This window comes from uncultured Lutibacter sp. (assembly GCF_947495725.1).
GTDB lineage: Bacteria > Bacteroidota > Bacteroidia > Flavobacteriales > Flavobacteriaceae > Lutibacter.
In genome coordinates this window covers 500,660-517,976 of the sequence record NZ_CANLZZ010000004.1, presented here as the reverse complement: position 1 = coordinate 517,976, position 17,317 = coordinate 500,660, and the positions used below count along the sequence as shown (strand labels likewise).

Annotated in this window: 14 protein-coding genes; 8 read left to right on the top strand and 6 right to left on the bottom strand. The window is 30.4% G+C overall.

The annotated features are described in order from the left end of the window. The 3 genes from Q0776_RS11840 to Q0776_RS11830 form a co-directional block, all read right to left on the bottom strand. Positions 1-612 carry a bifunctional nuclease family protein gene (locus Q0776_RS11840; protein ID WP_298368450.1) on the bottom strand — a complete coding sequence of 204 codons (612 nt, stop codon included), beginning with the start codon at positions 610-612 and terminating at the stop codon, positions 1-3. Positions 613-701: 89 nt separating this feature from the next. Beyond that, positions 702-1,667 carry an electron transfer flavoprotein subunit alpha/FixB family protein gene (locus tag Q0776_RS11835; protein ID WP_298368449.1) on the bottom strand — a complete coding sequence of 322 codons (966 nt, stop codon included), beginning with the start codon at positions 1,665-1,667 and terminating at the stop codon, positions 702-704. An 83-nt stretch (positions 1,668-1,750) separates the two neighbouring features. Next, positions 1,751-2,491, bottom strand: a complete 741-nt coding sequence (locus Q0776_RS11830) for an electron transfer flavoprotein subunit beta/FixA family protein (protein ID WP_298368447.1) — start codon at positions 2,489-2,491, stop codon at positions 1,751-1,753. A 174-nt stretch (positions 2,492-2,665) separates the two neighbouring features. Between Q0776_RS11830 and Q0776_RS11825 the strand changes: the two genes are divergently transcribed. From Q0776_RS11825 to Q0776_RS11810, 4 genes are all read left to right on the top strand, one after another. Further along, positions 2,666-3,646 (top strand): pyruvate dehydrogenase complex E1 component subunit beta, encoded by a 981-nt coding sequence (locus Q0776_RS11825; RefSeq protein WP_298368445.1) that lies wholly within the window; start codon positions 2,666-2,668, stop codon positions 3,644-3,646. Between the two features lie 61 nt (positions 3,647-3,707). Further along, a complete protein-coding gene (locus Q0776_RS11820) occupies positions 3,708-6,194 on the top strand; it encodes a DUF5686 and carboxypeptidase-like regulatory domain-containing protein (RefSeq protein ID WP_298368442.1) in 2,487 nt (828 codons plus the stop codon). A 70-nt stretch (positions 6,195-6,264) separates the two neighbouring features. Continuing rightward, positions 6,265-6,798 (top strand): inorganic diphosphatase, encoded by a 534-nt coding sequence (locus Q0776_RS11815; protein WP_298368441.1) that lies wholly within the window; start codon positions 6,265-6,267, stop codon positions 6,796-6,798. Between the two features lie 124 nt (positions 6,799-6,922). Next, entirely contained in the window at positions 6,923-9,304 is a 2,382-nt protein-coding gene (locus Q0776_RS11810; protein WP_298368440.1) for a sodium-translocating pyrophosphatase, read from the top strand. Positions 9,305-9,362: 58 nt separating this feature from the next. On the opposite strand, the gene Q0776_RS11805 is transcribed toward Q0776_RS11810, so the two are convergent. Continuing rightward, the gene (locus Q0776_RS11805; RefSeq protein ID WP_298368439.1) at positions 9,363-9,782 is read right to left on the bottom strand and encodes a DUF6146 family protein; all 420 of its coding nucleotides are present in this window, start codon (positions 9,780-9,782) and stop codon (positions 9,363-9,365) included. Positions 9,783-9,899: 117 nt separating this feature from the next. Between Q0776_RS11805 and ggt the strand changes: the two genes are divergently transcribed. Beyond that, a complete protein-coding gene (ggt, locus tag Q0776_RS11800; protein WP_298368437.1) occupies positions 9,900-11,579 on the top strand; it encodes a gamma-glutamyltransferase in 1,680 nt (559 codons plus the stop codon). An 11-nt stretch (positions 11,580-11,590) separates the two neighbouring features. Next, on the top strand, positions 11,591-12,154 hold the full coding sequence (locus tag Q0776_RS11795) for a DNA-3-methyladenine glycosylase I (RefSeq protein ID WP_298368436.1): 564 nt from the start codon (positions 11,591-11,593) through the stop codon (positions 12,152-12,154). 36 nt (positions 12,155-12,190) lie between these two features. Here Q0776_RS11795 and Q0776_RS11790 read toward each other — a convergent pair whose 3' ends face one another. Then, on the bottom strand, positions 12,191-13,201 hold the full coding sequence (locus tag Q0776_RS11790) for a GyrI-like domain-containing protein (protein ID WP_298368434.1): 1,011 nt from the start codon (positions 13,199-13,201) through the stop codon (positions 12,191-12,193). A 66-nt stretch (positions 13,202-13,267) separates the two neighbouring features. Here Q0776_RS11790 and Q0776_RS11785 point away from each other — a divergent pair, with 66 nt between their 5' ends. Together Q0776_RS11785 and Q0776_RS11775 are read left to right on the top strand one after the other, a co-directional pair. Continuing rightward, on the top strand, positions 13,268-14,185 hold the full coding sequence (locus Q0776_RS11785; RefSeq protein WP_298368431.1) for an ion channel: 918 nt from the start codon (positions 13,268-13,270) through the stop codon (positions 14,183-14,185). 226 nt (positions 14,186-14,411) lie between these two features. Beyond that, a complete protein-coding gene (locus Q0776_RS11775) occupies positions 14,412-14,804 on the top strand; it encodes a nucleoside triphosphate pyrophosphohydrolase family protein (RefSeq protein ID WP_298368426.1) in 393 nt (130 codons plus the stop codon). A gap of 43 nt (positions 14,805-14,847) precedes the next feature. Here Q0776_RS11775 and Q0776_RS11770 read toward each other — a convergent pair whose 3' ends face one another. Continuing rightward, the gene (locus tag Q0776_RS11770) at positions 14,848-17,298 is read right to left on the bottom strand and encodes a hypothetical protein (protein WP_298368423.1); all 2,451 of its coding nucleotides are present in this window, start codon (positions 17,296-17,298) and stop codon (positions 14,848-14,850) included. Positions 17,299-17,317: the final 19 nt, after the last annotated feature.

Genomic DNA, 17,317 nt, shown 5'->3' with positions numbered 1-17,317 from the left:
TTAAGTTGTGCGTTTATTTATTTCATCACGAATTTTGGCTGCTAACTCATAATCTTCATTTAAAACGGCTTGGCTTAGTTTCTCATTTAATTCTTTTAAACTATCTCCTGAAAAAGTTGATTCTTTTTCAGTTTCTGGTTTTTCAATTATTTTTTCAATTTCAAGCTCATCCTCAACCGCAGGATTTAATTCATCTTTCATTTTAAGATAAATACCCGCCTTATCTAAAATGTTTTCATAAGTAAAAATTGGGGCGTTAAATCTTGTTGCAAGAGCAATGGCATCTGAAGTTCGAGTATCTATAATTTCTTCAATTTCATCGCTTTCACAAATTAAGCTTGAATAAAAAACACCATCAACTAATTTATGAATAATAACTTGTTTAATAGTAATTTTAAATCTATCCGCAAATGTTTTAAAAAGATCGTGGGTTAATGGACGTGGAGGTTTTATTTCTTTTTCTAATGCAATTGCAATAGATTGTGCTTCAAAAGCACCTATAACTATTGGTAATGTTCTATTACCATTTACTTCACTTAAAACCAAAGCATAAGCACCACTTTGTGTTTGACTATAAGATATTCCCTTTATATTTAGACGAACTAAACTCATAAGTTAAAATTAGCAAAAAAGGCTGTCTAATCAAAGGACAATTATGCCAATAATTAGACAGCCTTGTTAAGAGGCACAATTTAATAAAATTATGCGTTATTTGCTTTAAATTCTTTTAACTTTTCTATTAAATTAGGTATCACTTCAAAAGCATCTCCAACAATACCATAATCTGCGGCCTTAAAAAATGGAGCTTCGGCATCTGTATTAATAACAACCTTAACTTTAGAAGAATTTATACCTGCTAAATGTTGAATAGCTCCTGATATTCCTATTGCAATATATAAATTTGAAGCAACGGGTTTACCTGTTTGTCCAACGTGTTCACTATGAGGTCTCCATCCCAAATCAGAAACCGGTTTTGAACATGCAGTTGCAGCTCCTAATATAGTTGCTAATTCTTCAACCATTCCCCAGTTTTCAGGTCCTTTTAAACCTCTACCACCAGAAACAACAATATCGGCATCTGCAATAGTTACTTTTCCAGTTGTTTGTTCAACCGATTCAACTTTTATATTGCTTTCAGCTATTTCAGGAGAAAAATCTTCAGTTGTTCCTGAAACCAAATTTTCAACAACTCCGTAAGAATTTTTGGCCAACCCAACTATTTTAATTTCTGTAGAAATTGTACAATTGTTAAAGGCTTTATTTGAAAATGCTTTTCGTTTAACTGTAAAAGGCGAAACCGAACTTGGAATTTCCACCGCATTACTCGCATAACCTGCATTTAATTTTACAGCCACAATAGGCGCTAAATAAAGTCCATTAATGTTAGAATCAATTATTACTACCTTAGCGTTTTCTTTTATTGCGGCTTGTTTAATAATGGATGCATATGTTTTTGCATTAAAAGAAGTTAAATTGGTTTTAGAGACATTCAAAACTTTTTCTGCTCCATAGTTATATAATGAATCGTTTTCAGTGGCATTGATAGTTAAAACCACTAAGTTTGTTGATAATTGTTCTGCTATTTTTTTTCCGTAAGAAGTAACTTCAAACGAAGATTTTTTGAATTTTCCTTCCGAAGTTGATTCGGCAAAAACTAAAACTGACATATTTTTTTGTTTTAATTGTTTAATTGTTCAATTGTTGATTTTATTAAAGTTGATTAATTATTCAACCAATTAGACATAATATTTTATATTACTTTTGCTTCGTTATGCAATAAATTAACTAATTCATCTACATTATCTACAATTTTACACGCAGATTTTGCTGCTGGTTTTTCAAATGAATTTGTTGACGTTTTTAATTCGTTGTTTACTGGTTCAACTACTGTAAGTGGTTTTTTACGAGCCATCATAATACCTCTCATATTCGGAATTTTTAAATCTTTTTCTTCAACAAGTCCCTTTTGACCTGCAATAACAATTGGTAAATTGCATGATAAAAGTTCTTTTCCTCCATCTATTTCTCTTGAAATTGTTGCTTTATTTCCTTCAATTTCTAGTCCTATACAGGCATTTACAAAATTATAATTGAGTAACGTGGCGACCATTCCAGGAACCATTCCTCCGTTGTAATCAATAGATTCTTTTCCAGCTAAAATTATATCGAAACCTCCATTTTTTGCAACTTCAGAAATTTCTTTTGCAACTGCAAATCCATCAATTGCTTCAGTATTTACTCTAATAGCCTCATCAGCACCAATGGCCAATGCTTTGCGTAATGTGGGTTCGGTTGTAGCATTTCCAATATTTACAACTGTAACTGTAGCTCCTTGTTTTTCTTTAAACCACATTGCTCGTGTTAAGGCAAATTCGTCATATGGATTTATTACATATTGAACGCCGTTACTATCGAATTTTGTGTTGTTTTCCGAAAAATTTATTTTTGATGTAGTATCCGGAACATGACTAATACAAACTAATATTTTCATTTTGATATTTTTTTAGATTTTGAATATAAAATTAATGACTTACACATTTAATTTTTACGAATATACTACTTTTTTTAAAAAATACTATGCGCGCATAGTATTTTTTAAAAACAATTATTTTTTTGACAGTAATTATAGAATTGCTTACTTTTGCAATTCCTTAAAAATTATATAATGAAGACATTACAATTTAGAGAAGCTATTTGTGAAGCAATGAGTGAAGAAATGAGAAGAGATGAATCCATCTTTTTAATTGGAGAAGAAGTTGCGGAATATAATGGTGCATATAAAGCTTCAAAGGGAATGCTAGATGAATTTGGCGCAAAGAGAGTTATTGATTCTCCAATTGCCGAATTAGGTTTTGCAGGAATTTCTGTTGGAGCTGCTATGAATGGAAATAGACCTATTGTTGAGTTTATGACATTTAACTTTGCATTAGTTGGTATTGACCAAATTATTAATAATGCGGCAAAAATTAGACAAATGTCAGGTGGGCAATTAAATTGTCCTATTGTATTTAGAGGTCCAACAGGATCGGCAGGTCAATTAGGAGCTACTCATTCTCAAGCATTTGAAAATTGGTTTGCAAATACACCAGGATTAAAGGTTATTGTGCCGTCCAACCCATATGATGCAAAAGGTTTATTAAAATCTGCTATAAGAGATAATGATCCTGTTATTTTTATGGAGTCGGAGCAGATGTACGGAGATAAAATGGAGGTACCAGAAGGTGAATATTTAATTCCAATTGGAGTGGCAGATATTAAAAGAGAAGGTACTGATGTAACTATTGTTTCTTTTGGTAAAATTATAAAAGAAGCTTATAAAGCAGCAGATGTTCTAGAAAAAGAAGGAATTTCTTGTGAAATTATTGATATGCGTACAGTAAGACCAATGGATTTTGAAGCTATCTTTACTTCAGTTAAAAAAACAAATAGATTAGTTGTTTTGGAAGAAGCTTGGCCATTTGCTAGTGTTTCATCTGAAATTACTTTCCAAGTACAGGAAAATATATTTGATTATTTAGATGCACCAGTTAGAAGAATAACAACAGCTGATACTCCTGCAGCATATTCTCCAGTTTTAATGGAAGAATGGTTGCCAAACTTTAACGATGTTGTTAAAGCTGTTAAAGATGTAATGTACATAAAATAAAGGTATAAAAATTGCGTTAGTAATTCCTTTCAGGTTTCAATCTGAAAGGAATTTTTTATTTATGAGAAAAATTATATACACATTGGTTTTAATGTTTAGCACTGTTGTTTATTCACAGGTTAAAATAAGCGGAGTTGTTTTAGATTCTGAGAACCAGTCAATTCCTTTTGCAAATATTTTATTTGTTGGGTCTACTACAGGTACGGTTTCAGATGAAAATGGAAAATTTTATCTTGAATCTGATAAAAATTACAATGAAATAGAAGTGTCATTTTTAGGTTACGAGACTAAAACTATTGTAGTTAAAAGTCGCGATTTTAATTTAAAAATTGTTTTAAATGAATCCGCATCACAGTTAAAGGAGGTTTTTATTTATACTGGAAAGGTTAAGAAAAAAGGAAATCCGGCAATTGAGATATTGAAAAAGGTTTGGGAGAAAAAACGTAGAAATGGAATACACCTATTTGATCAATATCAGTACGAAAAGTATGAAAAGTTGGAGTTTGATATGAATAATGTGGATAGTGTTTTAATGAAAAATAAACTTTTTAAAGGAATGGAGTTTGTTTTTAATAGTATAGATACTTCTAGAATTACAGGAAAAGCTTTTTTACCAATTTTTATTAATGAATCTGTATATAATTCTTATGGTAAAAATAAGGATGGACATAAACTTCGAGAAGATTTAGTTGCAAATAAAAATTCAGGATTTAATTCAAATCAAAATGTAATTGCATTTATTAAAGATTTATATGTAGACTATGATATTTATGATAGTTATATTAAAATTTTCGACAAGAGTTTTGTTAGTCCAATATCAAAAGCATCAGGAGTTTCTACCTATAATTACGTGTTAACCGATAGTGCTTATATTGATAATAAATGGTGCTACAATATTTTATATTATCCGCGTAGAAAAAGCGAATTAACTTTTAAAGGAGATTTTTGGGTAAATGACTCAACTTTCGCCATAAAAGAAATTAATATGCAAGCCACTCGAAGCGCTAATATTAACTGGGTAAAAGATATTTATATTGAACAAGAATTTGATGTTTTGAATGACTCTGTTTTTTTATTAAAAAGAGATTATATGTTATCCGATTTTAGTTTGAATAAAAAAGATAAATCAAAAGGAGTATATGGAAGAAGAACAACTATGTACAAGGATTATAAATTTGACGAAGAGAAACCATCAAAATTTTATACAAAAAGTATAAATGTTTATGACGATAAAATTTATAATAAAAAGGATGAATTTTGGAAAGAAAGTAGGCAAGAGAAATTGAATAAAAATGAATTAGGTATCTACAAAATGTTAGATACTCTAACAACGGTGCCAAAGTTCAAAAAGATTTACAATGCGATTTCAATTTTAGGTTCCGGATATATTGAGTTTAACAAGTTCGATTTTGGATCCATTTATTCTACAATTGGAAAAAATGATGTTGAAGGATTGCGTTTAAGAGTTGGAGGAAGAACTTATTTAGGAGGTAACGAACCTTGGAGGTTACAAGGTTATACAGCATATGGATTTGATGACGACAAGTTTAAATATGGATTATCCGGTAAATGGATGCTAAACCCCAAAAGTAGGTTTATAATTGGTGGAGGAAATAGAAGAGATGTAGAGCAAATAGGAGTAAGTTTAACAACTACAAATGATGTATTAGGAAGGAGTTTTGCTTCTTCTTCGTTTTTTGCAAGTGGAGACAATAGTAAATTAACTTCTATTAATTTATCTAATTTTTATATGTCTATTGAACCTTGGAAAAACCTTGAGTTTAAATTAGGCGCATCATATAGAACATTAGAATCTGCATCTCCAGAAACATTTAATTTAGATTATTGGGTTGATAAAGCAAATACTATAAGTAAATCAGATGTTATACAATCCGAAGTTAATTTTTCAATTAAATATACGCCAAATAGAAAAACTATAGGTTATGGAGTTGAGCGTAACGAGGTAACAGATACATACTCAACATTATTTTTAAATTATTCTCAAGGAATAAAAGGGGTTATAAATAGTGATTTTGATTATCAAAGGATACAATTTTATTATAGACAGCCAATATTAATTGGTGGTTTTGGTAGAATGTTTACAACATTTGAAGTAGGTAAAACATTTGGAGAAGTTCCATTAGGGTTATTAAATGTAGTACCTGGAAATCAATCGTATTTTACTATTGAAAACACGTATTCATTACTTGATTATTATGAATTTGTAACGGATACTTATGCATCACTCCATATTGAACATAGTTTTAATGGAAGATTTTTGTCGAGAATTCCATTAATTCGAAAATTAAATTTAAGAGAAATTGTTGGTGTTAAGGGTGTTATTGGTGAAATTTCAGATAAAAATAGAGCTTTAAATGCTTCAAATATAAATTATGTAGCGCCAACAAAAGGATATTATGAATATAGTGTGGGAATAGGGAATATTTTTAAGGTCTTTAGAATTGATTTTAGCTGGAGAGGGAACCATAGAAATGTTCCAAATGCAAATAATTTTGCCGTAAAGGGTGCTTTTGGATTCCACTTTTAAAAATCGTTACAAAAATAAGTGGCAAAGAATATGATTTTTGTATTTTTGCACAAATTAAAAAATAAAAAAAATGACTGCTAAAGCAAAAAAAACAATAACATTTGATGTGTTAATTGAAATACCGAAAGGAAGTAGAAATAAATATGAATATGATTTTACACTTCACAAAATTAGATTCGATAGAATGTTATTTTCATCTATGATGTACCCTGGAGATTATGGATTTATACCAGAAACCTTAGCTTTAGATTCGGATCCATTAGATGTTTTAGTTTTAGGTCACCAACCAACATACCCAATGGTTGTTATGGAAGTTAGACCAATTGGTGTTTTTTACATGACGGATGAAAAAGGACCTGATGAGAAAATTATTTGTGTTCCTGTGTCCGATCCAATTTGGAGTAAGAGAGCAGATATTTCAGATTTAAATCCTCACAGACTTATGGAAATTGAACATTTTTTCCAAGTATATAAGGATTTAGAGAAGAAAAAAGTTGATACTGGTGGATGGGGAAATGCAGAAGCTGCAATTAAGATTTACAATGAATGTGTAGAAAGGTACGATAATAGTGAACATAAAAAGAAAAGAACCTTTACGATATAATATTCATAAGATTTTTTTAATAATATTGAACCATCTTTAATTTTTAAAGGTGGTTTTTTTTATAAGGTTCATTTTACTATTTTTAGCGAAATCAAATATTTAATTAAAACTAACAAATATTCAAATGGAATTATTAGTAAAATTTTTGCCCGTTTTCGGGTTAGTTGCTTTAGCTTTTGTTTTTATAAAAAATGCTTGGGTATCAAAACAAAATGAAGGAGATGCAAAAATGGCAAGAATAGCCAAAAATATTGCAACAGGTGCAATGGCCTTTTTAAAAGCAGAATATAAGGTTCTAGCTATTTTTGTTGTAGCAGTTGCAATCTTACTATTTTTTAAAGGAACAAATGAAACAGGTTCTAATGGAATGGTAGCAGTATCATTTATAGTTGGTGCTATTTGTTCGGCATTAGCAGGTTTTATAGGAATGAGGGTAGCCACAAAAGCAAATGTTAGAACAACAGAAGCAGCAAGGACTTCATTAGGTAAAGCTTTAGAAGTTGCTTTTGCTGGTGGTGCTGTAATGGGCTTAGGTGTTGTAGGTTTAGGTATTTTAGGATTGAGTAGTTTATTTATGTTATATCAATCAATGTGGTCTGGAGCCGAAAATTTATCAATGGTATTAAATGTACTTTCAGGATTTTCATTAGGGGCTTCATCAATTGCGTTATTTGCTCGTGTTGGTGGTGGTATTTATACCAAAGCAGCCGATGTTGGAGCTGACCTAGTTGGTAAAGTTGAAGCTGGTATTCCAGAAGATCATCCTTTAAATCCAGCCACTATTGCAGATAACGTTGGTGATAATGTTGGAGACGTTGCAGGTATGGGAGCCGATTTATTCGAATCTTATGTAGGTTCTATTATTGGTACAATGGTGTTGGGAGCTTTTATTTTAACACCTAATTTTGATGGTTTAGGGGCTGTTTACTTGCCCTTAGTTCTTGGAGCTGTTGGTATTGTAATGTCTATATTGGGAACATTTTTTGTAAAGGTAAAAGATGGAGGAAACCCACAGACAGCATTAAATATTGGGGAGTTTGGTTCCGCAGGATTAATGATTGTAGCATCTTATTTTATAATTAATGCATTAATACCACAAACTGTAGAAGGTTTACCTTTTGGAGCTATGGGTGTATTTTGGGCAACAATTGCTGGTTTAATTGCTGGTTTAGGTGTTGGTAAAATTACAGAATATTATACAGGAACTGGTAAAAAACCTGTAATGTCTATAGTAAAACAATCAGAAACCGGAGCAGCAACAAATATTATTGCTGGTTTAGGAGTTGGAATGATGTCTACAATGATTCCTATTCTTTTAATTGCAGCTGCTATTATGGTTTCTCATTATTTTGCGGGTTTATATGGTATTGCAATTGCAGCAGTAGGAATGTTAGCAAATACAGGAATCCAATTAGCAGTTGATGCATACGGACCAATTTGTGATAATGCTGGTGGTATTGCTGAAATGGCAGAATTACCAAGCGAAGTTAGAGAACGTACAGATAAATTAGATGCTGTTGGAAATACTACAGCAGCTGTAGGTAAAGGATTTGCAATTGCTTCTGCTGCGTTAACTGCTTTAGCTTTATTTGCCGCTTTTATGAAAACAGCAAATGTAAAAACTATTGATGTTTCTAGACCTGATATTATGGCCGGTTTATTAATTGGAGGAATGTTGCCATTTGTTTTTTCTGCTTTATCTATGAACGCTGTAGGTCGTGCTGCTATGGCAATGATTGAAGAAGTTCGTCGCCAATTTAGAGATATTCCTGAATTAAAGGCGGCCTTAGGAGTTATGCGTAAGTATGACTCAGATATGTCCAAAGCTTCTGCTGAAGATAGAAAAATATTTGATGCTGCCGATGGAGTTGCAGATTACGGAAAATGTATTGATATTTCAACAAAAGCATCAATTAAAGAAATGGTTTTACCAGGTTTATTAGCAATTGCAGTTCCAGTTGCAATTGGTTTTCTTGGAGGAGCAGAAATGCTTGGAGGATTATTAGCGGGTGTTACTACTTGTGGTGTGTTAATGGCAATTTTTCAATCAAATGCTGGTGGAGCTTGGGATAACGCCAAAAAAATGATTGAAGAAGATGGTAGAAAAGGAACAGATGCTCATAAAGCTGCAGTTGTTGGAGATACTGTTGGTGATCCTTTTAAAGATACTTCTGGGCCTTCATTAAATATTTTATTAAAGTTAATGTCGGTTGTTGCTTTGGTAATTGCACCAAGTATTGCTTTAGATTCAGTTAAATTAGCAGATTATTCATCTCAAAGTGATGCTACTGAATTAGTAGCCGAGCAAGTAACAAAAGAAGTAAAAGTTGAAATGGAATCTAATGATGATGGAACGGTAAAAGCTACTGTAGTTACAACTACTTCTGAAAATGGAAAATCTTTAGTTGAAGAGGTTGTTTTTGAAGGAACAGAAGAATCTGTGAAAAAACAAATAGAAGCTTTAAAAGATGTAAAAGTTAACATTAAGAAAGTAACAAAAGGGTAGTTACAAGAAATAATGCATAAAAGGAAAGCCAGCAATTTGCTGGCTTTTCTTTTTATATCTAAAAATTTCTAGAAATAGGGAAACGCTGTTTGTATTTGTATTCAACAAACTTAAAGTAATTATATAATTTGTAATTTACTTCTAAGCCATAGTCTGTAAAAAAATTATAGTCTATTTCATTTTCATAGATAGATGGATTGAATCGTTGAGGATTTCTAACTCTTATGTTCCATTCGGTTACATAAAATTTGTTTTTTGTTTCATAGAAATTTTGAGAATAAAAATTCATTGGTTTGGCAACAGAATTTAAATAAGTATCAAATCCTATATCAATAATTATAATTTCATATTCTAAACTATCGTTTGCAATTCTTACTGCATGTTCTGGTAGTTCTTTATCATTTTTAATGTTTTTTTTACTAGTTCCGCAAGCAAAAAGTAACATTCCTAAAGCGATGGTAAATACTATTCTTTTCATAATTAGTCAGTTATATATTTAAAGGTACAAATAGTGTTCCATTTTAAATAAACTTGAATTCAATTTTTTAAGTATTTTAACTTAAATTTGGGTAAATTCAATCAAAATTAATTCAAAATGAGATATTTACTAACTCTTTTCATTTCAATTATTGTTTTTCAAGGTGTTGCACAAGATAGACTTACAGGTTCAAATTTTGTAACTCGTTCAGAAGTTATTGCAAAAAATGGAATGGTTGCTACCAGTCATCCTCTAGCCACACAAATTGGGTTAGATATATTAAAAAAAGGAGGAACTGCCATTGATGCCGCCATTGCTGCAAATGCGGCCCTAGGTTTAATGGAACCAACGGGTAGTGGAATTGGTGGCGATTTATTTGCAATTGTTTGGGACGCCAAAACAAATGAATTATATGGTTTAAATGCAAGTGGTCGTTCGCCAAAAAGTTTAACATTAAAGTATTTTAAAGATAACAATTATAAAAAAATTCCTTCAATAGGTCCATTACCAGTTAGTGTACCTGGATGTGTTGATGGTTGGTTTGAACTACATAAAAAGTTTGGAAAATTATCAATGGAAGAAATTTTGCAACCTTCAATTAATTATGCCAATGAAGGATTTCCAGTTACAGAATTAATTGGGTATTATTTGAATAGATCTGTACCTTATTACGCTTCCAAATTCCCAAATGTTATGGAAACTTACGGGCTGAATGGAAAAGCACCTAAAAAAGGGCAAATTTTTAAAAATCCTTATTTGGCTGAAACATATTTAAAAATAGCAAAAGAAGGAAGAGATGCCTTTTATAAAGGTTCTATAGCCAAAACAATTTCAAATTTTATAAAAGATCAAGGTGGTTTTCTATCTTATAAAGATTTGGCTTCTCATAAATCGGAATGGGTTACACCAGTATCTACAAATTACAGAGGTTTTGATGTTTGGGAATTACCACCAAACGGACAAGGAATTGCAGCTTTACAAATGTTAAATATTATTGAGCAATATGATTTTTCAAATATTAATTATGGAAGTGCTCAACATATTCATATTGTTACAGAAGCTAAAAAAATAGCTTTTGAAGATAGATCTAAATATTATGCAGATATGGACTTTGCGAAAGTGCCTGTTGAAGAATTAATTTCGAAAGAATATGCAAAAAAACGCAAAAAAGAAATTAAAGATAGAGCAGGAGTGTATAAAGCAGGACAAATAAGTGCTGGAGAAACAATTTATATGACGGTTGCCGATAAAAATGGGAATATGATTTCTCTAATTCAAAGTAATTATAGAGGAATGGGATCTGGTATGGTACCTCCAAAATTAGGTTTTATGTTGCAAGATAGAGGAGAATTGTTCAATTTGGAAGAAGGCCATTTTAACACATACGAACCTGGAAAAAGACCTTTTCACACCATTATTCCTGCATTTATTACAAAAAAGGGTAAACCCTGGGTAAGTTTTGGTGTAATGGGTGGTGATTTTCAACCGCAAGGTCATACGCAAATTGTAATGAATTTAATTGACTTTGGTATGAATTTACAAGAAGCAGGGGATGCACCTAGAATGGAGCATACAGGTTCCTCATCTCCAACGGGTGAAAAGATTGAAGGAAAAGGGGAAATTAAATTAGAAAGCGGATTTGATTTTGAAGTGATTCAGCAATTAATTTCAAAAGGACATAAAGTTGGGTTTGGAGGTTATTTTGGAGGGTATCAGGCAATTATGTATGATGCTGAAAATAATGTGTATTTTGGAGCTTCAGAATCGAGAAAAGACGGTCAAGCAGCTGGTTATTAATAATAAAATGTATGGAAAAAAATAGATGTAGTTGGTGTGGAAATGATCCATTGTATAAGGAATATCACGATACAGAGTGGGGAGTCCCAGTTTATGATGATGATAAATTGTTTGAGTTTTTAATTTTAGAAACTTTTCAGGCAGGGTTAAGTTGGATAACCATATTAAGAAAACGAGAAAATTTTAGAGCTGCTTTTGATAATTTTGATTATGAAAAAATTGCTAATTATAATGAAGAAAAGTTTAACGAACTGATAAATAATGCCGGAATTGTTAGAAACAAATTAAAGATTAAAGCAACTATTTCAAATGCTGTGGCTTTTATGGAGGTTCAAAAAGAATTTGGTTCGTTTTCAAAATATATTTGGAGTTTTACAGATGGAAAACCTATTAAAAATAAGGCTAAAAGTTTAGGTGAAGTTCCTGCTACAACGGAACTTTCAGATAAAATTTCTAAAGACTTAAAAAAACGTGGATTTAAGTTTGTGGGTTCTACCGTCATTTATGCGCATATGCAAGCTACTGGAATGGTAAATGATCACGTAATTGATTGTTTTAGATATAACGAAGTATAAAAAAAGAGGTTTCAAATTTGAAACCTCTTTTTTATTTTATTCAATAGGTAAATATATTTCTGTAACCCAATGTGCTGGGTTTTCAGTTTCTCGTGGACTTACCAAATAAACTTCAAAAGGTTCGCTTGTATCAATAAATTTAAAACCTTGTTTTGCTAATTCCTGAAAAGCTGAATTCCAAGCTAGTTCAGAATATTTATAATTTCCTTTAAAAACAGTTTTAAATGTTTTTTGAGGTTTTAAATAACCGGTTAAAATGTCTCCAGTGGTTTCTAATCTTTCATTTATAGGATAACAAACAGAAAACATAGTAGTTTTATTTACTTCATCCCATTTATGTGTAATTAAAAATGGTTTTCCATACGATTGAATCTCGTTTTCTTTTACATAACCAATAACGGCAGTTAACATTTCTTGCATTTTTTTATCGGATTGTTCAATTTTGCAAGAAGTAGTTTGATATAGATAATAACCACCTCCGTGATCAACAGCTCCTTTAAAATCAAATGAGTGTTTATCCATTTCCTTTAGTAAATGGGCATCCAATAATTCTAAACCGCGATCAAACATAGGTTTTAAATTTTTTTCAATTCCGCCTTGAGTTAACCAATATATTTTTTCTCCAAAAGTACTTTTACCTTTCATTCCCCAAGTAACTTCATTCCCATAATCGGTTCTTGTTATATCCCAATAAACTTCAGATGGGCTTCCTTGAGAAAATTGAATTTCTTGAATTAGTTCTTTATTTGGAATTAATGAGAGCGTTTTCATTGAACCCGCTCCATCTTTTCCAGTCCAACTATATGAAGCACCTTCACCCGAGGTAATTTCTGGATAAGAAGCAACAATTGTAGAATCCATTTCATACCAAGGCCCCCAATCTTTCCAATTTTTAAAATCGTTAATGTTGTTAAAAATTACTTCAGAAGGAGCTTTAATTGTTTTTTTGGATTGGATATCATATTCTCCATTTAAAGTTGCAATATAAATAGAGCAGCCAATTATTAGAATTAACACTAAAAGAAGTATGTATTTTAAAGCTTTCATAATCAAAAAATTTAGATTGTTAAATTTAATTAATTTATTTTAGACCATTACTTTCAAAGTTTAAAAATGGAAAAAATAAAAGACCCCGGTTTTGGCTATTCTTCAAGCAAGAATTCCCAAAGTATGATTGACAAAAGCGGTAAATCCAATGTAATACATAAAAATAAAGCATTTAGTGTTAATGATATGTATGCTTTTTTAATTGATATATCATGGGGTAAATTTTTCTTTTTTGTTTTTATATCATATATAATTGTAAATCTGTTTTTTGCTTCAATGTATATTATTGTGGGTATAGAAGAAATAACACAACCAACAGGAAGTAGTTTGGATGATTTTTTTAATGCTTTCTTTTTTAGCGCACAAACTATTACAACTGTAGGTTACGGTAGTATTTCTCCACAGGGTTTTTGGGGGAATGTTATTTCAACTTTTCAAGCATTAGCTGGTTTATTAAGTTTTTCATTTATTACAGGTTTGTTATATGGTAGATTTTCCAAACCAAAAGCAGCTGTAAAGTTTAGCAATAATTTTATAATTAGAGATTTTGAAGATGGAAAAGCTATTATGTTTAAGCTTATGAATTATAGAGCAAATCTTATGATTGATCCAAATGTAACTGTAATTTTTGCAAAATCTGTTAATGATGGTTTAAATAATTTTAAGAAAGATTTTTTTAAATTGGACTTGGAAATAGATAACCTAAAATACTTAACTACCACTTGGACAATTGTTCACAAAATAGATGAAAATAGTCCTTTTAATGGATTAACCAAAGAACAAATTAAACACATTGATGCCGAATTGTATATTTTGGTTCAATATCACGATGAAACATTTTCACAAACGGTAAATCAAATACATTCTTATAAAATAAATAAATTGTTATTTGATGTTAAATTTAAACAATCATTTTCTTTTAATGAACAGGGGTATACTGTATTGGATCACAGTATTTTAAGTGATGTTGAGAAAATGAATTAGTGCATTGAAAAAGTAATTAAAGTAAAAATTGCAATTACTAAAAAAATAGCGATTAATATTATAAAGGTATTTTTATAATGTTTTTTATGAATTTTAATATCTTTTCTATAACTCCAAATCATTAAGAGTGTAAAAACAATAACAAAACAACCTGCAAATATTAATTGACCTTTTGTAAACATATTATTTGTGTATATTTAAACTCAAAAGTACATAAAATTTAAAGATGAAAAACAAATTAAAAGCAGTAGAGGAGTTTCATAAATCATTTGGATTAGGTGTCCAAAACAATCCAAAGGCAAATTTACCATTAGATAAAATAGAATTACGTTTTAATTTAATGGCCGAAGAAAATGAAGAATATTTGGAAGCTGCAAAAAACAATGATTTAGTTGAGGTTGCAGATGCTTTAGGTGATATGCTATATATATTATGTGGAACTATTTTAGAGCACGGAATGCAATATAAAATTGAAGAGGTATTTAATGAAATTCAAAGAAGTAATATGAGTAAGTTGGGTGCCGATGGAAACCCTATTTATAGAGAAGATGGAAAAGTAATGAAAGGTCCAAATTATTTTAAACCTAATATTTTAAAAATATTAAACTCAAAAGCATAATTAAATTTTGTGTTTACTTTTAAATTTAAAAAAGTAACTTTTATTATTCTAAAATTTTATATTGAGTTTTAACAACAATTGGAATACCGCTAGTTGTTATCCCTTCCAAAGTAATATTTACATCTGTAGGGACTTCGCTATTATAATAAGTTAATTTAGCATTACCATCCTTATCTGGGTGTACATATGGATTCCAATAAAGAGTGTTTCTAATATCACTTGCTTCATCCCAAGCCATTTCTGTTTTTTCAATATCATAGTTTGGAGAATAGAAGCTTCGAGCGTCATAGAAACCATCAATTATTTTAGTGGTAGTATGGAATTTTCTTTTTTCAGTAGGAATTCCTTCTCCAGTTTTAGTGTAAATTAAAATAACACCATTAACACCTCTTGGTCCAAAACCTGCAGCATTTGCTCCAATTAAAGCCTCAATTTTGGCTACACTATTGGCCGGAATTGAACTTAGGTCAGTCGATTCAGTTTCAATCTCATCAACAATAATTAATGCAGGAGCTCCATTATTTCTTCGAAAACTTATAGTATCACTAAAAACTACGGTTCCAGGTATTGAGAATTCTATTAAGTCATATATTCGGGTAAAGTTGGCATCTTCTTTTGTTGCATCATAGCTATAATCACTAAAACCAATTCCGTTGCGGTCTTCTTCAACTTTTTTCTTACCTACAATTAATACTTCATCTAGTTGATTGTTTAAAGGAACGTCAAATTCAACAAATTTTTTGAATAAGTTTTCTTTAAAAATCTCTTTTTTACTTTTTTCCTGAGCAATAGGTTTTAAATTTTTAAAATCAATTGGTAATGGAGCTATATTAATAGAATCCATAACAATCATACCTTTATTTCTATTCTTTTTGTCTTTTACACTAAACCTTAAACCAGTTTTGCCAACAAGAAGTAGGTTATTAAATTCAAATTTCCCAAGACTATCTGTAACATCAAATTTTAAGTTAGATTTTCCTTGATTTACATAATATAAATAAACATCATTGTCTTGTTTGGCAGTAGATGCAAATAATTTTTTTACTTTACCTGAAACACTAAAACCTTTTTCAACTTTATGGAATTTTTTGTTATATAAATTACCCTCTTTTTTCCAAATAAAATCTCTCCACCCTTGAGTTAACAATAGTAAATCTAGATTTTGAAGTCTATCAACATTTGAAGTATTAAAATAGTAACCAGGATTATATACTTTACCTTTTATATCTGATTGCATTAAAAAGTAAGAACAAATATTCATTCCATTATCCAATTTTGGATCTAAGTTATTAGAATCGGTTGCTGCAATTGAAAAACTAGCAGGAATCGCATTTCCTTCTTTAGTTTTTGCAGAAACAAGTAAGTTTACTTTTTCTTTAACATTATATTCGTTTTTATCCGCATTTACAGTAACATTAATATTATTGTTCTCATTATCAATATAAGTAAGTCGTTCTCCATGTGGTTTTCCTTCTTCATCAAATATGGTAACTTGGGCAATTCCCGAAGGAATATCATTGGTTGGTAAAAGGAAAACAGAATTTAACTTGGATACTGATACAGCACCTTCAAAATAAATTTCACCGCGTATTGAAAGAACAATTCTAAATGTAGAATTTGGTTTATTGTTTAACGTTTTTGCGTTAGTTTTTATAGATCCTATAATTTTTTTATCCAATTTACTTATACTAAGAGAATAACCATACATTTCTGTTGGAGGAAGTTGAACTGTTGTTTGGATATCATCAAAGTTTGTAGTTTCCGCAACATATATTTCATTTGGAGATGGAATAAATTTAAATTTTCCCATTCCATCATGTATTGATTTAAATGATGCAACTTTATTTTTATTACTATCAATTATATTTCCTTCAATGTTAATAGGAAAACCATTTTTGTCGGTTGCCTTAAAAGCAACGGTTGCAGGTACTCCTGATATTAGTGAACCTCCTTCAGGAAAAAATTGAAGATCAATAACTTTTTCATCTATAATAGCATCTTTTTTTTCGCTAGCTTTTGTCTTTTTTAGTGGTTTTAAATCTTCACTAGAGTTAAGTTCTTTTTTCTCATTTAAATTAACAATCTCAATTTCTTTTTTAAATACAAAATTATCGTTAAAATTTCGCATCCAATTTGTATATGCTCTCAGTTGATATGTTCCCGCAGATACTCCTACAGAATCGGTAAGCATAAAATCTCCGTGGCCAATACCATTATTTATGAAGGTTGTATTTCTTTTAACAATTGTAGAGTCTGAGGAAATTAATTCCACATATAACAAATTACTATGATTTAAAAGTTTGTTTTCCTTAGCTTCTGTTAAATAAGCCTTGTACCATAAAGACTCACCTAAATTAAAAAACGATCTATCCGTATGTAAATATACCTTTTCAATAATTGAAGGAATTGAGTCAGAGTTTTTGGCAACTATATTTTGACCAATAGATATAAATTGGCAACTAATAAACGCTATTATAAAAAAAACTTTTTTCATTAATTTTATTTTTAATGGT